Raw genomic sequence first — 19,298 nt, 5'->3', positions numbered from 1 at the left:
TTTGTGAAAATGAAGAAGTTGTCATAAATAAAAACACCGATATGGGCAGTCCTATACGGCGCATTCAACCCTCCCTTTTTACCCAGAGCGCAAAGATGCCCCGAATCGCTGCGCGAGTAAATGCCTTCCACACTGCTCGCGAGTAAATGCCTTCACACTGCTCCAGCTCGAAACTACGGCCTTTTGTTCACAACGAACATGTACCTGATGCCTCAGACGCATAGAGGCCAAGGGCTCCACGGCACGACAGCCACGCTTCCATAAGTTGATGCATAAGTCGCTGTGCAATCTCGCGACACTTACTCCTGTACCGAGAGGGCTCGCCTGTGTTGACGCGAGTTCTGTGCTAGTCTCGGCCCACAGGAGGTACGGGCGATGAATATGCGACGCGGTTTTTGGCGGCTGTGGCTCGTCGCCTCCGCTGCATGGGTGATGCTCGTTTTCGCAATCGGATTGCCCTTGGTGACCAAGGTTCCACTCTGGCAAGTTCTGCCAGCAATCACGGGGGGTTGGCAGTCGCAGCGTGAATTGCCCGAGGCACAAGCGGCTTGGACAAAGCAAGCTGAGTATGATGTTGCAGCGAAAGCAGGCGACAGGTCCAAGATAGATAACTTTCTGCGGTCGCTCAGTGCGGAAGAACGCCATAGCCTGCAGATGCTCACGCTGGTTGAGGCGGAGATCAGAGCAGGTCAGGACGTTACGGAAGCAGCCTTCACCCTCAGCTGGCTAGCCATTGTCCCGCCGCTTGTCCTGTTAGTGGTCGGCGCAGCCATCGGCTGGGCAGTGAGCGGCTTTCGCAGACCCTAAGTGTCGCTATGCTTGCCTGCGGGAGAGTCTCTGTCAAACACGAGTGGTAGGCACATCCATAGCTGAGGCAGGAGTTGATCCGTATCTGCGACAGGCGACATTGGCTGCTGCGTTGCCGAGCAAATTGCCGACGCTGAAACTTGAGGAAGCCCGTGGGAAAGGTAAGCTAACACTTACCGTGAAAGGTGATACAGGGTGTTGCCTTAAGATCAGATGGTGTAAACCGTTGCCACAATCGCACTAGGCACGCCTAGGGACTTCCTAGGGAATTCTCAAAGTAGACCCCTACAGGAATTGTTCAATATCTTCAATGGCATAGGGGTAATAGGGGTAATAGGGGTAAAAAATCAACTACACACGAGGGAACCCCGGAAAACCCGGTAAAATATCTTGTTTTTTTTCATAACGGTTGAAAAAGCGCCCCCCTATCCCCTGTACCCCTAGGGAAGCCCGTACACTTAATCCCAATTCGACCACTCATTCGCTGATGCCCCCCAATCCAAACCGCGTACTTTGTAATGCTTCTCAGCCAAATGCCTCGACAGCCACAACGGCCCAACCCACCGGCCAGTCAGGTTCTTGCCTTCATGCATACGCTGGTCATTGCTCAAAAACCCACCCTCATGCCTCACATGCCCCTTGTAAGGTCCAGCGAAACTTCCTCCGCCGCCAATGATGGCCAATATCTTGCCGGCACTACGTGTATCCATCCTAAAATCGTATCCGCTTTGAACCAGTACCTCCATGAACGCTTGAGTCGGCACGTAATGCGCTTCAACCCACGACTCTTCCAAATCCGCGTCAAACGATCTCGCATCCACCTGCATTGATGGCCCATGGCGGCCCAAGGGTAACAGACCAGCTTCGAGCAACGAGTGCAGCACTCTATTGTTGCCCCTGAGGCTGTTTATCTTCTGCGCCATTAGCGTGTCGGTCTGCGGTATGGCCCTGAGATCAAAGTCTGACAGCGGCATTTTCTGCAGAAACTCGAAGAACGCCCACATCTCGCCATCCGGCCCCATTGCATCGTCTAGGGCCATGAAATATTTGCTATCCTTCTGCCTCGTGTTTGAACAGGTCAGCAAGAACTGACGTCGGTCGCCGAAATCGGCATTCATGAACCACTGCTCATTCGATGCGAAGATCATCCGAAAGAACTTGCGGGCCTCGAACGCGTCGAGAAACTTCTTCTCAACGGTAAATACGTCGCCTGTCACGAGATTCTTAAATATCGCATCCGCGACCTTGTCACCCACTGTAAAGGCTTCGTCGAACCCTAGAAACAGCCGATACAGCATCATCGCGTTGAAGTTACGTTTCAACGACTCTGGGTTCGTAAAGATGTGGCTGTAATCGGCTCCGATCAAGGCCCGCACCAATTGCAGCAGCTTAGTCTTGCCTACACCTGGCTCACCGCGAATGCCGATGACGGTCGTATTGTATTCGAGTGGAAACTGGACCCAATGAGCCAGCCATTTAACTAGATACTTAAAATGTTCGTCGTTACTGCTGCAAACAACGTGACGAAGAAAGTGTTGAATGCGCGGCCAATGTATTGAGCCATCTTCGGCCTTATCACCGACACATGGCCAACTATGACATGTGTAAACTTGCTCGGGGCGAGACCATGGCCAACCTTGCCAAACATTGTACTCATCCGATTTGTCGCCGTGTACCGGCTTGAAAATCTGGGTCTCATAACAATCGGCTTCTGGATGCTGAAGATACCATTCGTGAACAGGCTTATAAACTGGGGTGCCGTCATCCTTAAAACCGATATGAACTTTACGTCCGAGATTGCTATCTTCGAAGGCTCGTTTTCCCATTGGGGGGCGAACAGAGTCGTCACTAGATTTAAGCTTTGGAACGACAGCTAGCTTGCTGCCATAATTCCGGATAATTCGAAATTGCGCTTGACACCATGGAAGCCACTTAAGCGGATCGCAATCGCCTTGTTCAACTTTCTGCTTGGTGAGTTCGGCAATCGCAACTTTAAGCTCGCATTGAATGACTCGCTTACCGACGCCTGACCTCGCGACGAGGGTGGTTATGAACTCATCCTGCGCCGCCGGCTCACGCTTATAAAGCGATGCAGCCGTTTGACATAGGCGCTTGATTTCAGCAGCCCCAGGATTGCCCTGAAGCTGCTCAAGCCCCTGCATCAGCTGATCTGATGTCGGCAGCTTAACCGCGGGGAAGGCTGGCCCTTCCGCAGGAGGAGGCGGTGGTAAAGGCCGTACCTCGTAAAGCTTGTATTCGAACGCCTTTGGGCAATCTTCAGCAGCGTGATTTTGCTTACAATGCGGGCAAACCAGCGTGTCGGCCATCATAGCGACCTCGCTTCAAACACGAGGGCAAGTTGCCGCCACCAAGGGCCAGTTTTTGCCGATAAGGGTGGACCACGCTGCCAGAGCGAGGCTTCACGCACGTTTCCATAGCCGTCATCTTACTCAGCCACGACAGCTTGGGCAACCTCGGCACGTAACTGAGCCTCGGTCAAAACGCGTTGGCCTTTATAAAACCAACCCGGCGCCGTCGGATGTTCCCTCCAGCCTTCAGGCGGGAATGGAGGCGAACCAATAGTGACGTCGAAGCCGTAGTACGTCATCAGCTTCTGCAGATCATCGGCGCGCATCAGCGATCCGGGATTGCGCACAAGATAGCCGAGGCGTGGATAGGTAACGCCACATTCAAGTGACAGCCTCGACTTGTCGGGGTGTCGGGTTACAAGGGCACGAAGATGCTCCGTCATCGACACTAAATCAAGCGGCATTTGTGACATAGATTGACTCCATTCATAGTACAGATGCAATCAATTCGATAATTATACATGATTCCGTTTGACATCTCAAGGGGATATATTGTATGATGATCATCGTCGCCAACGAAATGTTGGAGCCATGAACCGCGCTGATCGCCACAGATGGATGCTGTATTGCTTGTCTGATGGGAACAAGATCCCGTACGGCATCAATGGTCATTGGGGTTTGACAGATGGTCAGCCTGGCACGTTGGCGCAGGTCGATGCATTGTGGGCGAAACTCCCATGCGCGTTCGCGGGCAGGGGGTATGTCCCGCACATTGACGACGATCTCGGCTGTCTCGATTTCGATGATCTGACGCATCCGTTCTGGCCGCAACTGCTGACATTCACACATTGCGAATTGAGCCCGTCACGCGAAGGCGGTCATGCCATTGTCACCATCAACCGTGAGGCCAAGGAACGCCTAAAAGGCATCCGGCACATCTACGGAATCGAACTGTTTTCTGACAGCGGATTTTTCACCGTGACGGGCCTTGCCCTGAACACGTTACCCATCGCGGATGCGAGCGATCACCTATGCGGTTTGGCCGATCGCCTGAACCTTCACCCGGCCAATGGCCAAGCGATAACCCCCTCGTGTTTGCTCCCAATCGATTATCTCCGTGGGGCACTGAGGCTCATCGATCCGAACTGTTCATGGCACGATTGGTTTCAGGCCCTTGCTGCCGTTCATTGCGCGACAGGGGGCAGCTACGCGGGCAAAACATTGCTCCATGAATGGGGGCGCACAGGATCGAAGTATAATGACGCTAGTCGCGACAAGATCGACCGTGACTGGGACAAGCTCGATGACACGAAGCGCAAGTACGATCCAGATAAAACATTGCAGATACTTCAACGAGCAAACACGAGTGGGCGTGTAACATTAGACTGGAGTAAGTCATGAAACTGCCACCGATCCCAAGCTGGGCCGATGACCCGCAACAAGTGACCATGCGCTCAGTGACCAACAAGGACGATTATATTCCGACAGGGCGATACCCTGCCGTGATTGTCGAAACGGCAGAGAAGCACACGCCTCAGGGCCGTAAGTATTACGCCATCACATTCATGCTGATTGAGTGTGAGTATGCGGGTATCAAAATCGAGGATCAGTTGCACTGCAAGGATCCGAATCCCGAAATCAGCGATAATGAATACGGGCGACTATCCGGCATCTGTCATGCGGTGAATGTGCTGAAGATAGGTTCGAGCGCGGCTGAACTACATGGTATCCCGCTTGAGATTGATATTATTACCATCGGGCGCACAAGTCTTATCCAGTGGTATCGCAAGCGCACACCAAAAGTGACTGTCAGCACGACTACAATCGTCAAGTTTAACTGATACGGCGCAAAGGAACATTTTGCGTTGCCGATCAATGTTGCGTTATGATACGGTCTCCCCAACCCCGAAAGGATTTATCCAATGCGCCCACAGGTCATTGACTGGCCAGTGCATTCAATTTCACAGGAAGAAGCAGAGCAAGCCTTAGCGAAACACAAGCTTCGCCAGACCGTGGACCTAATCATCAACTGCGACCAGCCGAATCTATGTATAGATGATCCTCGCGAGACCTACCACGACATACTTGCTCTCATGCCGGACCTCCCGAAGGAGATGAAGAGAGCCGCAGAGCTGGTGCTGATAGCGTGTGCCAAGTTGCAGCACGGTAGAAATTAACACGGCAATAACGCCGAAATAAATCGTCAGTTATGCAAAATATATGTTGAGATTGATGAATACTCGTATCCGAACTGCGAGCAAGGGTAGTCCCACGTCGGGGTTGTTACCCCATCCGATCGCTCCAGGATATTACTACAATGGTCAGCAAGTATTTACCGAAGCTCAACTGTGGGCGACGATGCCGAAGTAGTATCAAAAAGGAGACTTTGACAACTACTATTTGCTATGTGACAATTACATGCAAATAAAGGAGTCAATGGAAATGAAACGCAAAACTGCAATGTGGTGGGTGTCGGCGGCAATAACTGCTTTGCCAACATTCTCTGTCATTCTCCCGCAGGTCGATGAACTCGCGGCGGCTGTGTACCTGCTAGGTCAAGGGGTCACGGTCGAACAGCTTCAGTCAGTAACGGCCTCTCAGGTCTTTCAGACAATGTCAGCATTTAATCCAGAAGCGATACCGAGCAATTGGGATGGCTATATGTTCCTGTTGAACTCGGTCGTCTGGTCGGTGTTGATAGCGTTCGGGCGTAGAGTGTTGATGGCGATTTGGCCTGATCGGCAACAGCTATCCGCTTTGGCACCCGCCCCTGTAGCATTGCCCAAGGTCGTAGAGCAGCCCAAGGCGGTCGAGCCCCAATTGCTTGATCAAATCGGCAGTCACAAATGGCGGTCAGCACAGTGATTGCGTGATCGCAAATAGACCCCTCGGGTCACCCTACATAGGGTCTTCTTGACACGTACGCAGGGGTTCTCCGCGTGGCATTCATTTGAACGCATACGCACGTTGATACGGTCGAAAACGATTGTAGGGGTCGCGCTTTCGGGAGCTACATCGATGCCTGTCTACGGTCTCAAACCGAAAAAACTGAAGGTACGTAAGTGCAAGCAATGCGGCGAGCCATTCCAGCCGTACCGCGCGAACCAGATATGCTGCAGCAAGAAGTGCATCGACAAGCACCGCTACCAGCACCGTGTTCATCCCATTTGTTGAAACGGGTCTGGCGTCGATAGTAAGACCGCCGCTGAAAAATATTGGTGATTGAAGAACAAATTGGCAACCTACACGCTTGCCGACAACCTCAGGTAAGCGTATTGGCCTTTCACTCCTACTTGAATCTTAGAAGGATAGCATATGGCCAAGAACTCTAGCGGTAAGGTATCGGGCACGTCCCGTATTCGCTTCGTCATGGTTGAAGCAGAAATAGCAGACGGTGACATCGGGCAGATTACCCAAGCTATTCAGAACGCGCTCCGGGGCCCCGCCTCTCCGGTCATGAAACGTCTTGCTGCCACTCCGCCTCCGCAGGAAGCTGAGGTCGAAATCGAGCCCGAGATTGATGATGTCGAGGAGAGCGAAATTATTGATGTCCGGCCCGCGAAGCCACGGACTACTCGGAAAGTTCCAAAGACGCCGGACGTCGTGGATATCGACATGAATAGGCATATGTCGCTTGCGTCGTTTGCGCAGGGAAAGGATGCGAAGAGCCAGCATAAAAAATATCTAATCGCTGCCGCTTGGTTGAAGGAGCATCGCGGTATCGATGGCGTAGCTGCAGGCCACATCTACACCTGCTTCCGCTCGATGGCATGGCCTATCAACATCCCTGATTTCTGGCAGCCGCTTCGTGAACTGAAGTCGCGGAAATATTTCAGCAGGAATGAGAGCAGTGAGTACGAGATCAATCACCTTGGTCTGGACTACGTGAACAAACTTGGCAGTACCAATGGAGCTGGCTGACTTCGCCAGTCAGGTCGCCGACTTCGACAAGGCATCACCACGCCTACAGATTCGTCTGTTCGCGTGGTTCCTTCACACCCACGAAGGCAAAGACGTTTTCGATAGCGCTGACGTCCGCAGCTGCTTCACCACTCTGCATCTCGACCCGCCTCAGGTCAGCAAGTACCTCCCCAGAATGGTCGACTACAAGGATTTGCTGAAGCAGAAGAGCGGATACAAGCTGCAGCGCACCGTCCGCCTCGAACTCGACGCGAAATATGGCACCCATCACAGCGTGGTGCAGGTAAGCAAGCTGCTGACCGATCTGCCCGGCAAGGTGCCCGATGTTGCCGAGAAGAACTTCTTGGCAGAGGCGATCAAGTGCTATCGCATTGAGGCGTACCGCGCTTGTATCGTCATGACCTGGAACCTCGCCTACAGCCACCTGCTCCACTGGATTCTGAACGACCCGAAGCGGCTGAGCGACTTCAACACGGCCATAGGCAAACGCTATCCAAAAAGGGCCGGTCTTGCGATTTCGTCCTATGACGACTTCTTGGAGGAACTCAAAGAGTTCGAGGTGATCGAAATATGCAACACTGCTGGCATCGTAGGACGCAGCATCATCAAGATACTCAAGGAGAAGTTGGACAGGCGCAACACAGCCGCCCACCCAGCGTCTGTCGTCATCGTCCAATCGCAAGCTGATGATGTGATAACCGACTTGGTGAACAACGTCGTGCTCGCCCTTAACTGATGGCGTTAGGTCACGACCGTCTGTGCGCCCGTATCGACGGCAGGGGCCGTGGGCATCCTAACATTGACGCCTGTGGACAATGCGGCACGTATCTGAGCCGCGGCGCTAGCCCCGCCAGTATTGAAGGCTGCTGCGATTGCAGAACCAGCCCCAGTAACGCTGGTTGTAATCGACTGCCCTGCTGATGTGCCCGCTGTGGCAACTTTCGTTGTGCCGATATCGAAGGCTGCTGCGATTGCAGTCGTACCCTGATCCAGCATGAGCATACCTTGCTGGAAGCCTTCACTCGGTTTAGTCAATTGCTCCATCTGCTGGCGTCTGCTCATGGCCTCAGTGGCAGCTGCAGCGATATGTGCGACGTTCGTTGCCACAGGGGCAGCAAGGGCTGCCGGGGCTTGCTGATCCTTGATAGTAGACAGTTCGTCAATGCGGGCGAGACGATGCCTTTTCGCAATGTCGAGCGTTTGTGGACCGAAGAGTCCGTCAACGAATGCGCCGACCTTGATCTGAAACTGACGAATACCCTCCTTGCCGCCAAACTCCTTCTCAGCGCTTTCCTGCAGTTTGCGACGGCTAATGCCAAGGGCTTCAAAACCCTTCTGCTGCTCGGCCGTATGCTTGGCGTTCAAAGCGACCCTAGCGCGGGTTATGCGATCCTCGGCCACAGAGGAAGTTGCTTCCGTGACAGGTACGCCTTTCTGTGTCAGTGCATCTAGCTTTGCTCTGGTTTCCGCAAGCTGCGTCATCGCCTGCTCAAAGAACCTTCCACCACCCGGACCTCCGCTTTCACTGGCAACTCGTTCGGCGTTGGCCTTCTGCGTAGCTAACTGACGTTCGAGCGCGGCGATTTGAAGTTGTCGTTGACCTTCCGGTGTTTGGGAAGCAATGGCAGCTTGTCGAAGTCCCATTATCCAATCAGCAATTTGACTACGCCCAGGTTGATATGTGCCAGCCGGAGTACCACGTTGATTAGCTATAATGCTTGAAATGCCCAGTATGCCGCTAATACCAATGCCGGCTGTTCTAAACCAGCCTAGGATACCTGCCGCACCAGCAGCCTTGTCACCAAATAATCCACCACTCGTGTTTGATGCCGTGGCAGCAGTGTTGACCGCAATTGCACCAAGCAAACGTGTGTTCTCATTGGTCGAGGCTAGACCAGCTATTCCAGCAGTGACACCAACTGTGGTAAGTGCGCCGCTTGCGAGCAACGCTTTCAGGCCGAGTGGCATCACACCAAGTGCCGCGAGATCGGCGGCTGATGGCACCTTACCCTCAGCTGTTGTCGAAAGTACCTTGGTCATCGCATCCATAACTGGAAGCAACAACGGTTCAGCCATGCGAACCATTTGGCCAGCAAGGCCATCGAATGACGATTGCAGCCGCGCTTGCGCGAGGACCAACGATTTTGTGGTATTGATTTCTTGCTTGCGAGCCGCCTCCATAAAGGCAAGCTGACCACCCATTGCCGCACGTTGGTTCAATGCCTGGGTAAAGGCAAACTGTGCGTTGCGGTTCATAAACATCGCCGCGCCCAACCACTGCACATCGGCGCGATCTTGCAGATTGATGTGCCGACCTGCCGCTTTATCAATCTTGTCCTGATTGTTAACGACAAAGTCAGTCATGGCCTTGAACGGATCTTGACCGAACGCCTTCTGGAACTCCGGTGGTGCAACACCCTGCGCATTGAAGAACCCGGTCGCCATGTTGAACTTTCTCTGGCGAACATTCATCGTTGCAGGCGACGGCGTTAGGTTTGCACGAAGCGTTTCAATCGCGACCGCGATCCTAGAACGATCCTCCTCGCCAAGGAGCAGCAATTTTTCGAGGCCTTGAGTATTTAGTGTCTGCTTAAGGTTCGGCGCATTCGCCAGCAGTGAGCGGATATTCGGGCCAGTGAACTCCTCACCAATCACTGTTGTGCCTGCACTGATTGTGTCGAAGAAGTCCTTCATCTTAGCCGGGTTCATTTGACCCGCTGCATCCTGGAATCGCCCTGCGGAGACAGCTGCCTTGGTGAAGTCTAACGCATATGAGCGTGCCTGATCGAATGGAATCCCTCGCGCTGTCTGCTGCTCGATTATCTTAATGAGCCCTTCCTCTGCCATCCGGGTAGCTGCCACATTGACCCCACCCTGTGGCGTGACGAACGAGGGAGCAATTTCAGCGTACAGCAGCTCGGTTTGTGCGCGATTGAGCGTCCTCTGCGACTTGACCAGATCGTCAATCGCTTGCGTTGATACGGTTCGCTCCTGTGGCGTAAGCGGCAATGACTCAAAGGTAAACTGAGCAACATCCTGCGCTCTGCCGCCACGCGCAACTGCGCCACCAATAACGCTCTCAAGACGGCCTGACAGCCGCCCACCAATGCCAGCCCAGAATCCTCGTGCAATCGAACGGCCGATACCGAACCCACTGACGTTTAAGCCCGCAAGGATACCACGTGGCTTGGTAAGGGAATTGAGCTGTGACCGGGCCTGCTGCGTACCTTGGAGGTTCACCCGCAGATTAATCGGGCGTCGACCAATGTGGCTTAGTTCGGTATTCAGCTTCTTAACTTCAGTCGTGGCCTTGCTCAGACCGTTCATCCGAATTGATAGATGGCTGAGCTTGTTAGCCGTGGCGAGGAGCTTGGCCAGCTCGGAATTGATCTTCTTGATTTTCGCCGACGACTTATCGACGACCAGAAGCGTGGCTTGCTCAGTAAACGATGCCATGTCAGTTCCTCGTCAAACACGAGTGGGCAGTTATGCAGCGTGCCCGTCGTTCAAGATCAGATACAGCGGGTCAGTTTCGCGGCCGAGGTCCACAACAGATATCGAGTGTCGCCCAGACTTGAAGGTACCAAAGCTGTCCACAACTGTTGCCCGCAACGCTGTCGGCGTCTCATAGTCCGTCTGTACCGGCTGACCGTCGAAGTGGACAATCGAGGTGTTACGGTTGAATCTTGTTCCTTTGACAACGATGGTCCAGACAAGTTGCTTGCTTGCACTGATCACATTCGGTTCGAGACTGGTCAGTGTCTGGCTAACGCCATCGTCGCTATAACCAAACTTAGGTTGATCGCCATAGCCAGGACAATGCTCTTGCGGTTTATGCCCATCTGGCACTGGACTCATCGTGAACCCGCCACCACCTGGGAAGCAGTTGATCCGCATCTGTGTCATATGGATAAACTCCTGTAATGCTCGACCTCTTTGCGGGCAGCATCGAGGCTCTTGTAGATCGTGAAATGATGGTAGAACAAATAGTCTGCGAGCTGAGCGTCAGTCGCGTTCGGGCGAGAGAATAGGTATGCCTTCAGAAACGGGTTCATTTGAGTCCTCCTTTGGATTCAGCCTCACGTAACGCAGATCAGCCTCTTCCTGTGTCATGCCGACAAAGAACGGGGGCGGGGTGTCGGGCCACGGAACCGGCGGCAGAGGTTGCGCAAGGTTGGGATCGCAAGGGCCAAAGTCGCATGCTGGGATGTCTGTCCGGAAGAAAGACACACCGCCTACTTCGCCTGGAGCATTGGTCAGTTCACCTTGCACACGAGAACCGTTCCGATCAGCAGGCAGGTTCGGTGCATCGCTTGGCCCTGACCGTAGACCGGTGACCGCTGGCACAGTTGGCCCGGCTGACACTTCGGCGGTCTGTGTCTCCGCGGGTTTGGTGTGCGGCTCGCGGGGGATAAGAGGTACTGAACGCGTCCTCCTGACATCGTATCGTCTCCGATCAGGCCATGGTACTGGCGGGAGTGGTTGGCCTATGCTGGGGTCACAAGGTGGGTCACACTTTATGGTCATCGTTGCCTCCAATAAACTCGCACGGTAAGGAACCAAACCAGCGGAGCCACAAGTAGGCACGACAAGAATCCCGACCATTGACGTTGAGGCATCATGGCGTAAAGGAACGCTGTTGCGATACCTGACAGGCAGTACAACTTGATGAACAGCTCCACGTATTGCTGCATTGCATCCATCACGTTCACGCGCGTTGCACGGCAAATCATCGCACTTTCTCCTGTCAACGCTTCGCCCCTGTGGCAACCTTTTGACCTGTCCCTGTGAACCCGTCCTCAAGAGCGCCGTTACCTGTTGGTTTCGGTCCCTTCTTCAACATTGGCGGCGCTCCGAATGGGTCGTACTTGACCTTATCTGCTGGCTGCACATAACTTGCCAGCGGAAGCGGGCCTGTGGTGGTGTTTGGGTTAGGCCTACGCGTCCAACTAGAATCCATACCTGTCATCGAGTATTCGCCACGGAAGTATCCCGCTAGTGCGTCTATCTCTTCGGGGCTCGGCAGGTAATCGCCGTCAATGATACGCTGAAGGATATGCGGAGCGATCTTCGTTGCTTCGGCTATGCGAACCAAGTTATCTCGTGACAGTGCATGTCTGATGGCTGAGTCATTCATTTGTTTGCCCTCTGCAGTTTTTCGATTAGCTGTTGAAGTGATCTAAGTTTGTTGATTGCCTCAATTGTGTAGGGAGTCACTTCACAGAACTCTTCTCTCTCCGTGACTAGGCAATCGGGGTTGCAAGGTTCTCTCACCAAACTCACTTCCAAAAGAAAGGCCGATTTGACCAACGCGTATGGGCCAACATCCCTGTGCTTGATCTCATAGCGTTCGATTTTGGTTCTAACACTGAACCCTGAGAACGGCAGGTATGTGTATTCGGGGCTAACTGAAGCTTCAATCCAAAGCCCTAACGAGCCATCCTTTGTAGCTCGACGTGCCAAAGTGATGATCTTGCCAACAGGAGCCCCACGGTGATGGTAGAGCAGCTCAATCGGTGGGGAGATTAGCGAGCCGCCGACATTGAATTGTGGCCAGCGGATTGCCTCAGGTGCAAAAGAGTGGTCTTCCGCGTCAATCGCAGACGTGCTGGCCCAACCGCGCACCAGAAGCACGGGCTAACCCCTGTGGCCAAGGCTGCGCTTATAATGGGCTGACTCGCGGCAACGACGCTCATACTCCAAATCGACTGGATTCGACTTGTGAGCGATCTTTGCCTTGAGCAAATCTATCTTCATCTCCAGTGCAGCCGTGGGGCTGACTGGTGTGCCCATACCTGGGAGTGGCTGCATGGGCATGTTCATATAGATCATGTCCCCGCGCTTAGGCAGATCCTCGTATCTCATAGTTTGCGATCCTTCTCATTGCTGCAAGAGCGTTGATGAGGATCGCAGATAGGGCGCACTATCAAAGCACCAACATTGAACATAAGCCCGCCAAGGGGCCGTTGAGATCAATGCCGTTTGCCCTATCCGCGATCACACCAGGAGATCAACGCTTAGGGCAGTCTATCCGCGCAGCGGAGGAGAGAATCCAAAGGAACGCGCAGCGGATGCAACAACGTTGCATATTTTTCGGGCGTTGTCAAGGGATAACCTTGACGTTGCCGAATTTTTACTGTATACACGTAAAGATATACTGCAAACACGAGTGGTTGTACCATGTTTAGGATGAATTTCGACGCAAGACGGGTTAAGCCAATTGAGCTTTTCACGGCAGATATGCGTGAGAAGTGGTTCGAAACCTGCTGCCTAAACATGTCGCTCGAAGAAACAGTGGCCATGAATGACGCAATCAAGGCCGCAAATGCCCGCGCACTCAAGGAATACAACGACAAGAGGCACCAATATTTCCTGCAAGCTGCCGGTGCTGCACACAACGCCATGTCAATTGGCGAGGCTAAGCGATACGTGCGCGCCCGTGCTGCGTCATCGTTGAGGCAGGCATTCGAGGTCTTGGAGCAGGCCATGCAGCAAGCTGGCAAGGTTGGCGAAAAGGTCGACATAGCCAATGAGATCGTGAAGCGGGCTGTTGGCCCTCATGCCGTGCCCAATTCAATGACCGATGCAAAGCAATTGACCGAACTGGCCCCTGTCGATGCGATTGACGCTGCACTAGAGGCGTACGGTCGCGGTGAAATAGATGAGGCCTTTGTTAAAACACTGTTGGGCCTGCTCGGCGCGAAGGTCAACGGCTTGGTCGTCGAGCAAGAGCTAGCCAAAAAGTCGGCTGGCAAGGCCGGCGCGCCTCTGAAGAAACCCCCGTCCGGTAAGGTTGTGTGACGTGGCCAACGGCTGGAACCTGCTCACATCCCCGGCTGCACTGGCTCGCAAGGTCCGCGAGATACGCAACGATGAGTTGGATGAGAACGAGTATGGCGTTCAGGCCACGTTCTGGACCCATGAGCTAGACCCACTCGTGTTAGGCGTTGAGGTTGAAGAAGAGGTCGTGGCTGATGCCGTGGTCAATGTGGACATAGTGAGGGTTCCAACGAAGCTGTTCCTAGGGGAGGGCACGCGCTGGCATCCGACTGGCGAGACATATCAAGTCATGATCGAGGAAGAGATGATGCTCGTTCCTTGTGGCCGTCAAATCCCTAACCTTGTCACGGCCGAGGTAGCTGCAGCGGCTGTGGTGGCGAACCCCGGTGTCATGATCGGCGCCAAACACGAGGTGGATGATGGTCCTGAGGTCATCAACCGGGTGCACAAGAGATCGATGCCAGGTGAGAACGTAACCCAAGCCGAACTCGAAATGGCACGGGCAGAGGCAAAGGCCATGAAGGCTCGTCAGCAGGAGCTTGATCGCGGTCCGGTTGTGGCTGCAGTCGGTACTGCCAGGTCTATGCGTGAGTGGCCGATGTTTGGGAGGGGTTGGTGAGGCCGAACCTGCTTTATCGCTGGGTGCTACCGGGGCAAGCTTATGGCTGGATCGCTCGCTGGGTTGGCGAGCCGTTTATCCGACCAAGGAAGGGCGTCACCTCTTGGGATGCGCATCGCCAGTACTGGGAGCATCGAACGGAGTCATTGAACGAAGCAAGGCGGGCGCGGGGTCTCCGTCATTGGCATCGTTTCGACGTGTGAAATCTCGCGGGACTTTCGCCAAATTGACGGTTACGTAAATCCGTTTGTGATGCGGGCCATGTATTCCGGGTCTGAGGCCGTTGGGCTTGGCTGCGTGTAGATGACATAGCCGTCTGCCAGTCGCTGAACCTCATCCTTGTCGTAGTAGTTACGCCCGTTGATGCGGGTAGGGTGCAGGTTGCGATTGCGTAGACTGTTGCGGTGGGTCAGCCCGAGCATGGTCAGGGTTTGTGCTGTGGTTAGGCGTGCCATGTGCAGGAGCATCCGGATTCGTGGCGGATTGTCAATTATGAACCTGCTTATGGAAGCGTCACCTCGACCGTAGGAAGCCCTTGATATCGTTGGTCAGTTCGTTTTTTCCATGAAAAGAGCGACCGCCAGTATGAGCGGGATGGTGCGGTTCAAGGAACGCGTCCAGATTTGAATGTTGCGTTGCCGGTTGCATGTCGGCCTTGAGGCGGGCGGTTACCATGCCTTCGCTGGGATGTCGCATTAATTTGCAGTCACTTTTGTGCGACCGGCAACCGTAGGTGGCGTTCTTTTCGGCAAAGACGTCACCTTTCCGGGAGCGTGAAATCATCGGCTTTTCATCCGCGGCGGGACGTGTTACGAGCCAGCGCCAATCCTGAAAGGGAAGAAGACGAGTCGGCGCTGTCCATTCCGGTCAAGCGCTTTTTCTGTATTCCGAGGACTGGCCATGGCAAAAATCATCGAAACGTCCACCGGCGCGCTGGCGCTCACCTTTGACGACGTGCTGCTGCAGCCCGGTCATTCCGAGGTCATGCCTGGCGAGACCGATGTCCGCACGCGCATTGCCGGCGACATCGACCTCAATGTGCCGATCCTGTCGGCGGCGATGGACACCGTCACCGAAGCGCGGCTTGCAATCGCCATGGCCCAGGCCGGCGGCATTGGCGTCATCCACCGCAATTTCTCCCCGGCCGAGCAGGCCGAGCAGGTGCGCCAGGTCAAGAAGTTCGAATCCGGCATGGTGATCAATCCCGTCACTATCGGCCCCGACGCCACCCTTGCCGACGCGCTTTCGCTGATGCGCACCTATTCGATTTCGGGCATTCCGGTGGTCGAGAATGGCGGCACCGGCGGCCAGAAGGTCGGTCGGCTGGTCGGCATCCTGACGAACCGTGACGTGCGCTTTGCGTCCGATCCGGCGCAGAAAGTCTACGAACTGATGACCCGTGAGAACCTGATCACGGTCAAGGAGAATGTCGACCAGGACGAGGCCAAGCGCCTCTTGCACCAGCACCGCATCGAAAAACTGGTCGTCGTCGACAAGCAGGGCAATTGCGTCGGGCTGATCACCGTCAAGGACATCGAGAAGTCGCAGCTCAACCCGCACGCCACCAAGGACGCGCAGGGCCGCTTGCGCGCCGCCGCCGCCACCAGCGTCGGCGATGACGGTTTCGAGCGCGCCGAACGCCTCATAGATGCCGGCGTCGACCTTCTGGTCATCGACACCGCGCATGGTCACTCGCAGCGGGTGCTGGACGCAGTGACGCGCGCCAAGAAGCTCTCCAACTCGGTTCGCATCCTGGCCGGCAACGTCGCCACCGCCGAAGGCACGCAGGCGCTGATCGACGCCGGCGCGGACGCCGTCAAGGTCGGCATCGGCCCGGGCTCCATCTGCACCACCCGCATCGTTGCCGGTGTCGGTGTGCCGCAGCTTTCGGCCATCATGTCGGCGGTCGAGATGGCGAACAAATCAGGCGTCTCGGTGATCGCCGATGGCGGCATCAAATATTCCGGCGATCTCGCCAAGGCGCTCGCCGCCGGCGCCAGTGCAGCCATGATCGGCTCGCTGCTGGCCGGTACCGATGAAAGCCCGGGCGAGGTCTATCTGCACCAGGGCCGCTCCTTCAAGGCCTATCGCGGCATGGGCTCGGTCGGCGCCATGGCGCGCGGCTCCGCCGATCGCTACTTCCAGGCCGAGGTGCGCGACACGCTGAAGCTGGTCCCGGAAGGCATCGAGGGGCAGGTTCCCTACAAAGGACCTGTGTCCGGCGTGCTACACCAGCTTGCAGGCGGGCTAAAAGCCGCTATGGGTTATGTGGGCGGTCGCGACCTTGCCGATTTCCGCGAACGCGCCACCTTTGTACGCATATCCAACGCCGGACTTCGTGAAAGCCACGCCCATGACGTCACGATTACCCGCGAAAGCCCGAACTATCCCGGCGGAGCCTGATCCGTACGGGCTCTGGCGGAGCCTGGCCGCAACGATCCTGCGGCTGTCGCGCCACGCGGCCGCGCTCTGTTTCCTGTCGGCGGCGGTCTTTATCGCCATGACAGTGCTGGAATTCTTCTATTTTCGCCAGTTGAGCGGCGGCCTGGCGTCACTCGACATGCGCTTTCTCGGTTTCACGCCGGACGAAGGCATGGCCTGGCTGACGGCGCTCGGCCGGCGCGGTGGCGAGATCATTCTCGTCTGGCACTATCTGACCTTCGATCTGCTGTTCCCGGCGCTGTTGTCGCTGACGCTGGTCAGCCTGATCCTTGCCACCGGCCGGCGATTGAAGAATTTCCGCGTGCTGCCGGGGCAGATGCAGTCGATCTTCGCGCTGATTCTGGTGCTGCCCTACACGCTGGCCGATTATGCCCAGAACATCGCGGTGGCGAGCCTGCTGTCCGATTTCCTGTCGGCCAATCCGGATTCGCTGTCTCTCGCCTCGGCGCTGATCGTCACCAAATTCGCGCTTCTCGCCATCCCGCTGATCGTCATCGCCGCTTTCTGGCTGGCGGGCCAGAAACACCAGGCTTGACGCCAAACGGGGCAGGGGCACTTCATGAACCAGACCACGATCTTCTGGCCTGTTCTGGCGCATGTGCTGCTGATCTATATCGTCTACATCGTCCTGGGTCGCCGCAGATACGGCGCGATCAGGTCAGGTGAAGCCAAGGCCGGTCAGTACAAGGTGCGCTCGGCCGAGCCGGCCTCCAGCATCACCGTTGCCAGCAATCTCATCAACCAGTTCGAATTGCCGGTGCTGTTCTACGTGCTGTGCCTGACGCTGCACGTGACCAACGGCGTCAACTACCTGACCCTGGCGCTGATGTGGATTTTTGTCGCGTCGCGCTATTTCCACGCCTGGGTTCACCTGACCAGCAACAATCTGCGGCTGCGCAGCCGCTCTTTCTTCCTCGGCGCGATTGTGCTGGCGCTGGCCTGGATCTGGTTCGCGCTGCATCTGCTCGGATTGGTTTGAAGCTGCGCCGCCGTTGGCTACCCTTCTCCCCTTATGGGAGAAGGTGGATCGGCGCGTAGCGCCGAGACGGAGGCTGGAAGACACGCTGCGTTAAAATACTGAATGATTTTAAGCGCTTATGCCTTCAGCATTGCGATCCGTCCAACACCCCTCATCCGACCGAGCTTCGCTCGGCCACCTTCTCCCACAGGGGGAGAAGGGAAGTCCGCGCTGACAGGCGCCTAGAGGTCGAACACCGCAATCTTGCGCTTGTCGAACTTGAAGCCGATCTCGCCGCGCACCAGCTTCAGCGCTGTCTCGCCGAACACCGCGCGCCGCCAGCCTTGCAGGGCGGGCACGTCGGCCTCCTCGCCCTCGGCCGCGATGCGGTCGATGTCGTCGCTGGAGGCCAGCACTTTCGAGGCGACGCCTTCCTTTTCGGCGACGATCCTGAGCAGTACTTTCAACAGCTCCGCCGCCGCGCTCGAGCCCTCGGGCGGCTGGAAATTCTTCGGCAGCTTCGGCATCTGCTCCTTGGGCAAGGCAAGTGCTGCGTTGACCGCGCCAAGCAGAGCCGTCGCCGTCGACGAGCGCTCCCAGCCTTTCGGCGTCGTGCGCAGCTTGCCAAGGCCTGCCGCGTCGCGCGGCGCCTGCTGTGCGACCTCGTAGATCGCGTCGTCCTTGAGCACGCGGCCGCGCGGCACGTCGCGTTCGCGCGCCTCGCGTTCGCGCCATGCCGCCACGGCCTGCACGATCGCCAGTTCCTGCGGTTTGCGCAGCCGCATCTTCAGCCGCTTCCAGGCGTCCTCGGGATGCGGATCATAGGTCTCGCGCGAGGTCAGGACCTCCATTTCCTCGTTCAGCCAGTGAGCGCGGTTTTCCCGCTCGAGCTCGGCGCTGAGGTGCTGATAAACCTCGATCAGATGGGTGACGTCAGCCAGCGCATAGTCGAGCTGCTTGTCGGAAAGCGGCCGGTGGCGCCAGTCGGTGAAGCGCGATGACTTGTCGAGCCGCGCGCCGGTGATCCGCTGCACGAGCTGATCGTAGGAAACGCTGTCGCCGAAGCCGCACACCATCGCCGCCACTTGCGTGTCGAACACCGGATGCGGAACGAGATCGCCGAGATGGACGATGATTTCGATGTCCTGCCGCGCGGCGTGGAAGACTTTGACCACCGCCTCGTTGGCCATCAGCTTGAAGAACGGCTTCAGGTCGATGTCGGGCGACAGCGGATCGATCAGTGCCGTCACGCCGGGTGCGGCCATCTGGATCAGGCACAGGATCGGCCAAAACGTCGTTTCTCGAATGAATTCGGTGTCGACGGTGACGAAATCCGACTTTTCGAAAGCGGCGAGAACGGTCTCGAGTTCTTTCTGGGTGGTGATGACGTGCATCAAATCGCTTTTGACAGGAGTAAGGTCTTCCTAGATTTCAGCCGGAAGCGCTTTCGTCAAGCTGTGGC

General features: G+C 55.8%; 19 protein-coding genes. 11 read left to right on the top strand and 8 right to left on the bottom strand.

All coding sequences use genetic code 11. The features are described from left to right. Positions 1-375 precede the first annotated feature (375 nt). A complete protein-coding gene (locus tag B5V02_RS19750; protein WP_146606105.1) occupies positions 376-807 on the top strand; it encodes a hypothetical protein in 432 nt (143 codons plus the stop codon). 458 nt (positions 808-1,265) lie between these two features. Here B5V02_RS19750 and B5V02_RS40150 read toward each other — a convergent pair whose 3' ends face one another. Together B5V02_RS40150 and B5V02_RS40145 are read right to left on the bottom strand one after the other, a co-directional pair. After that, positions 1,266-3,137, bottom strand: coding sequence for a primase-helicase family protein (locus tag B5V02_RS40150; RefSeq protein ID WP_146606104.1), 1,872 nt, complete (start codon positions 3,135-3,137; stop codon positions 1,266-1,268). A gap of 116 nt (positions 3,138-3,253) precedes the next feature. Then, positions 3,254-3,589: a hypothetical protein gene (locus B5V02_RS40145; protein ID WP_146606103.1), complete on the bottom strand. Its 336-nt coding sequence runs from the start codon at positions 3,587-3,589 to the stop codon at positions 3,254-3,256. Positions 3,590-3,707: 118 nt separating this feature from the next. Here B5V02_RS40145 and B5V02_RS19730 point away from each other — a divergent pair, with 118 nt between their 5' ends. From B5V02_RS19730 to B5V02_RS19705, 5 genes are all read left to right on the top strand, one after another. Continuing rightward, positions 3,708-4,517, top strand: coding sequence for a PriCT-2 domain-containing protein (locus B5V02_RS19730; protein ID WP_111545798.1), 810 nt, complete (start codon positions 3,708-3,710; stop codon positions 4,515-4,517). Next, positions 4,514-4,957, top strand: coding sequence for a DUF669 domain-containing protein (locus tag B5V02_RS19725; protein ID WP_111545797.1), 444 nt, complete (start codon positions 4,514-4,516; stop codon positions 4,955-4,957). Before B5V02_RS19730 ends, B5V02_RS19725 begins: the two co-directional genes overlap by 4 nt. A 601-nt stretch (positions 4,958-5,558) precedes the next feature. Continuing rightward, a complete protein-coding gene (locus B5V02_RS19715) occupies positions 5,559-5,981 on the top strand; it encodes a hypothetical protein (protein ID WP_146606102.1) in 423 nt (140 codons plus the stop codon). A 450-nt stretch (positions 5,982-6,431) separates the two neighbouring features. Beyond that, on the top strand, positions 6,432-7,037 hold the full coding sequence (locus tag B5V02_RS19710) for a hypothetical protein (protein ID WP_111545794.1): 606 nt from the start codon (positions 6,432-6,434) through the stop codon (positions 7,035-7,037). Beyond that, a complete protein-coding gene (locus tag B5V02_RS19705) occupies positions 7,024-7,773 on the top strand; it encodes a hypothetical protein (protein WP_111545793.1) in 750 nt (249 codons plus the stop codon). Before B5V02_RS19710 ends, B5V02_RS19705 begins: the two co-directional genes overlap by 14 nt. Before the next feature lie 5 nt (positions 7,774-7,778). Here B5V02_RS19705 and B5V02_RS19700 read toward each other — a convergent pair whose 3' ends face one another. The 3 genes from B5V02_RS19700 to B5V02_RS40140 form a co-directional block, all read right to left on the bottom strand. Then, complete coding sequence (locus tag B5V02_RS19700; RefSeq protein ID WP_111545792.1) at positions 7,779-10,493, bottom strand: hypothetical protein; 2,715 nt, start codon at positions 10,491-10,493, stop codon at positions 7,779-7,781. Positions 10,494-10,523: 30 nt separating this feature from the next. Further along, complete coding sequence (locus tag B5V02_RS19695) at positions 10,524-10,943, bottom strand: hypothetical protein (RefSeq protein ID WP_111545791.1); 420 nt, start codon at positions 10,941-10,943, stop codon at positions 10,524-10,526. A 1,227-nt stretch (positions 10,944-12,170) separates the two neighbouring features. Then, positions 12,171-12,671 carry an HK97 family phage prohead protease gene (locus B5V02_RS40140; RefSeq protein ID WP_146606101.1) on the bottom strand — a complete coding sequence of 167 codons (501 nt, stop codon included), beginning with the start codon at positions 12,669-12,671 and terminating at the stop codon, positions 12,171-12,173. A gap of 555 nt (positions 12,672-13,226) precedes the next feature. Between B5V02_RS40140 and B5V02_RS19680 the strand changes: the two genes are divergently transcribed. Both B5V02_RS19680 and B5V02_RS19675 read left to right on the top strand, forming a co-directional pair. Next, entirely contained in the window at positions 13,227-13,838 is a 612-nt protein-coding gene (locus tag B5V02_RS19680) for a hypothetical protein (protein ID WP_146606100.1), read from the top strand. A 1-nt stretch (position 13,839) separates the two neighbouring features. Continuing rightward, complete coding sequence (locus B5V02_RS19675) at positions 13,840-14,436, top strand: hypothetical protein (RefSeq protein ID WP_111545787.1); 597 nt, start codon at positions 13,840-13,842, stop codon at positions 14,434-14,436. A gap of 233 nt (positions 14,437-14,669) precedes the next feature. Here the strand turns inward: B5V02_RS19675 and B5V02_RS19670 are convergent, their stop codons facing one another. Next, positions 14,670-14,891 carry a hypothetical protein gene (locus B5V02_RS19670; protein ID WP_146606099.1) on the bottom strand — a complete coding sequence of 74 codons (222 nt, stop codon included), beginning with the start codon at positions 14,889-14,891 and terminating at the stop codon, positions 14,670-14,672. 58 nt (positions 14,892-14,949) lie between these two features. After that, positions 14,950-15,219, bottom strand: coding sequence for a hypothetical protein (locus B5V02_RS40135; RefSeq protein ID WP_146606098.1), 270 nt, complete (start codon positions 15,217-15,219; stop codon positions 14,950-14,952). Positions 15,220-15,336: 117 nt separating this feature from the next. Between B5V02_RS40135 and guaB the strand changes: the two genes are divergently transcribed. The 3 genes from guaB to B5V02_RS19655 are packed head-to-tail and all read left to right on the top strand — an operon-like array spanning position 15,337 to position 17,857. Next, the gene (gene guaB, locus B5V02_RS19665) at positions 15,337-16,839 is read left to right on the top strand and encodes an IMP dehydrogenase (protein WP_111545785.1); all 1,503 of its coding nucleotides are present in this window, start codon (positions 15,337-15,339) and stop codon (positions 16,837-16,839) included. Continuing rightward, the gene (locus B5V02_RS19660; RefSeq protein WP_111545784.1) at positions 16,790-17,413 is read left to right on the top strand and encodes a hypothetical protein; all 624 of its coding nucleotides are present in this window, start codon (positions 16,790-16,792) and stop codon (positions 17,411-17,413) included. The genes guaB and B5V02_RS19660 overlap by 50 nt, the downstream gene beginning before the upstream one ends. A 24-nt stretch (positions 17,414-17,437) precedes the next feature. Further along, positions 17,438-17,857 (top strand): MAPEG family protein, encoded by a 420-nt coding sequence (locus B5V02_RS19655; RefSeq protein ID WP_111545783.1) that lies wholly within the window; start codon positions 17,438-17,440, stop codon positions 17,855-17,857. A 221-nt stretch (positions 17,858-18,078) separates the two neighbouring features. On the opposite strand, the gene rnd is transcribed toward B5V02_RS19655, so the two are convergent. Beyond that, positions 18,079-19,230: a ribonuclease D gene (rnd, locus tag B5V02_RS19650; RefSeq protein WP_111545782.1), complete on the bottom strand. Its 1,152-nt coding sequence runs from the start codon at positions 19,228-19,230 to the stop codon at positions 18,079-18,081. Positions 19,231-19,298: the final 68 nt, after the last annotated feature.

Origin of the sequence: Mesorhizobium kowhaii, from assembly GCF_003253745.1 — a bacterium.
Classification (GTDB): domain Bacteria; phylum Pseudomonadota; class Alphaproteobacteria; order Rhizobiales; family Rhizobiaceae; genus Mesorhizobium; species Mesorhizobium kowhaii.
This window is presented reverse-complemented; position numbering and strand designations above follow the sequence as displayed.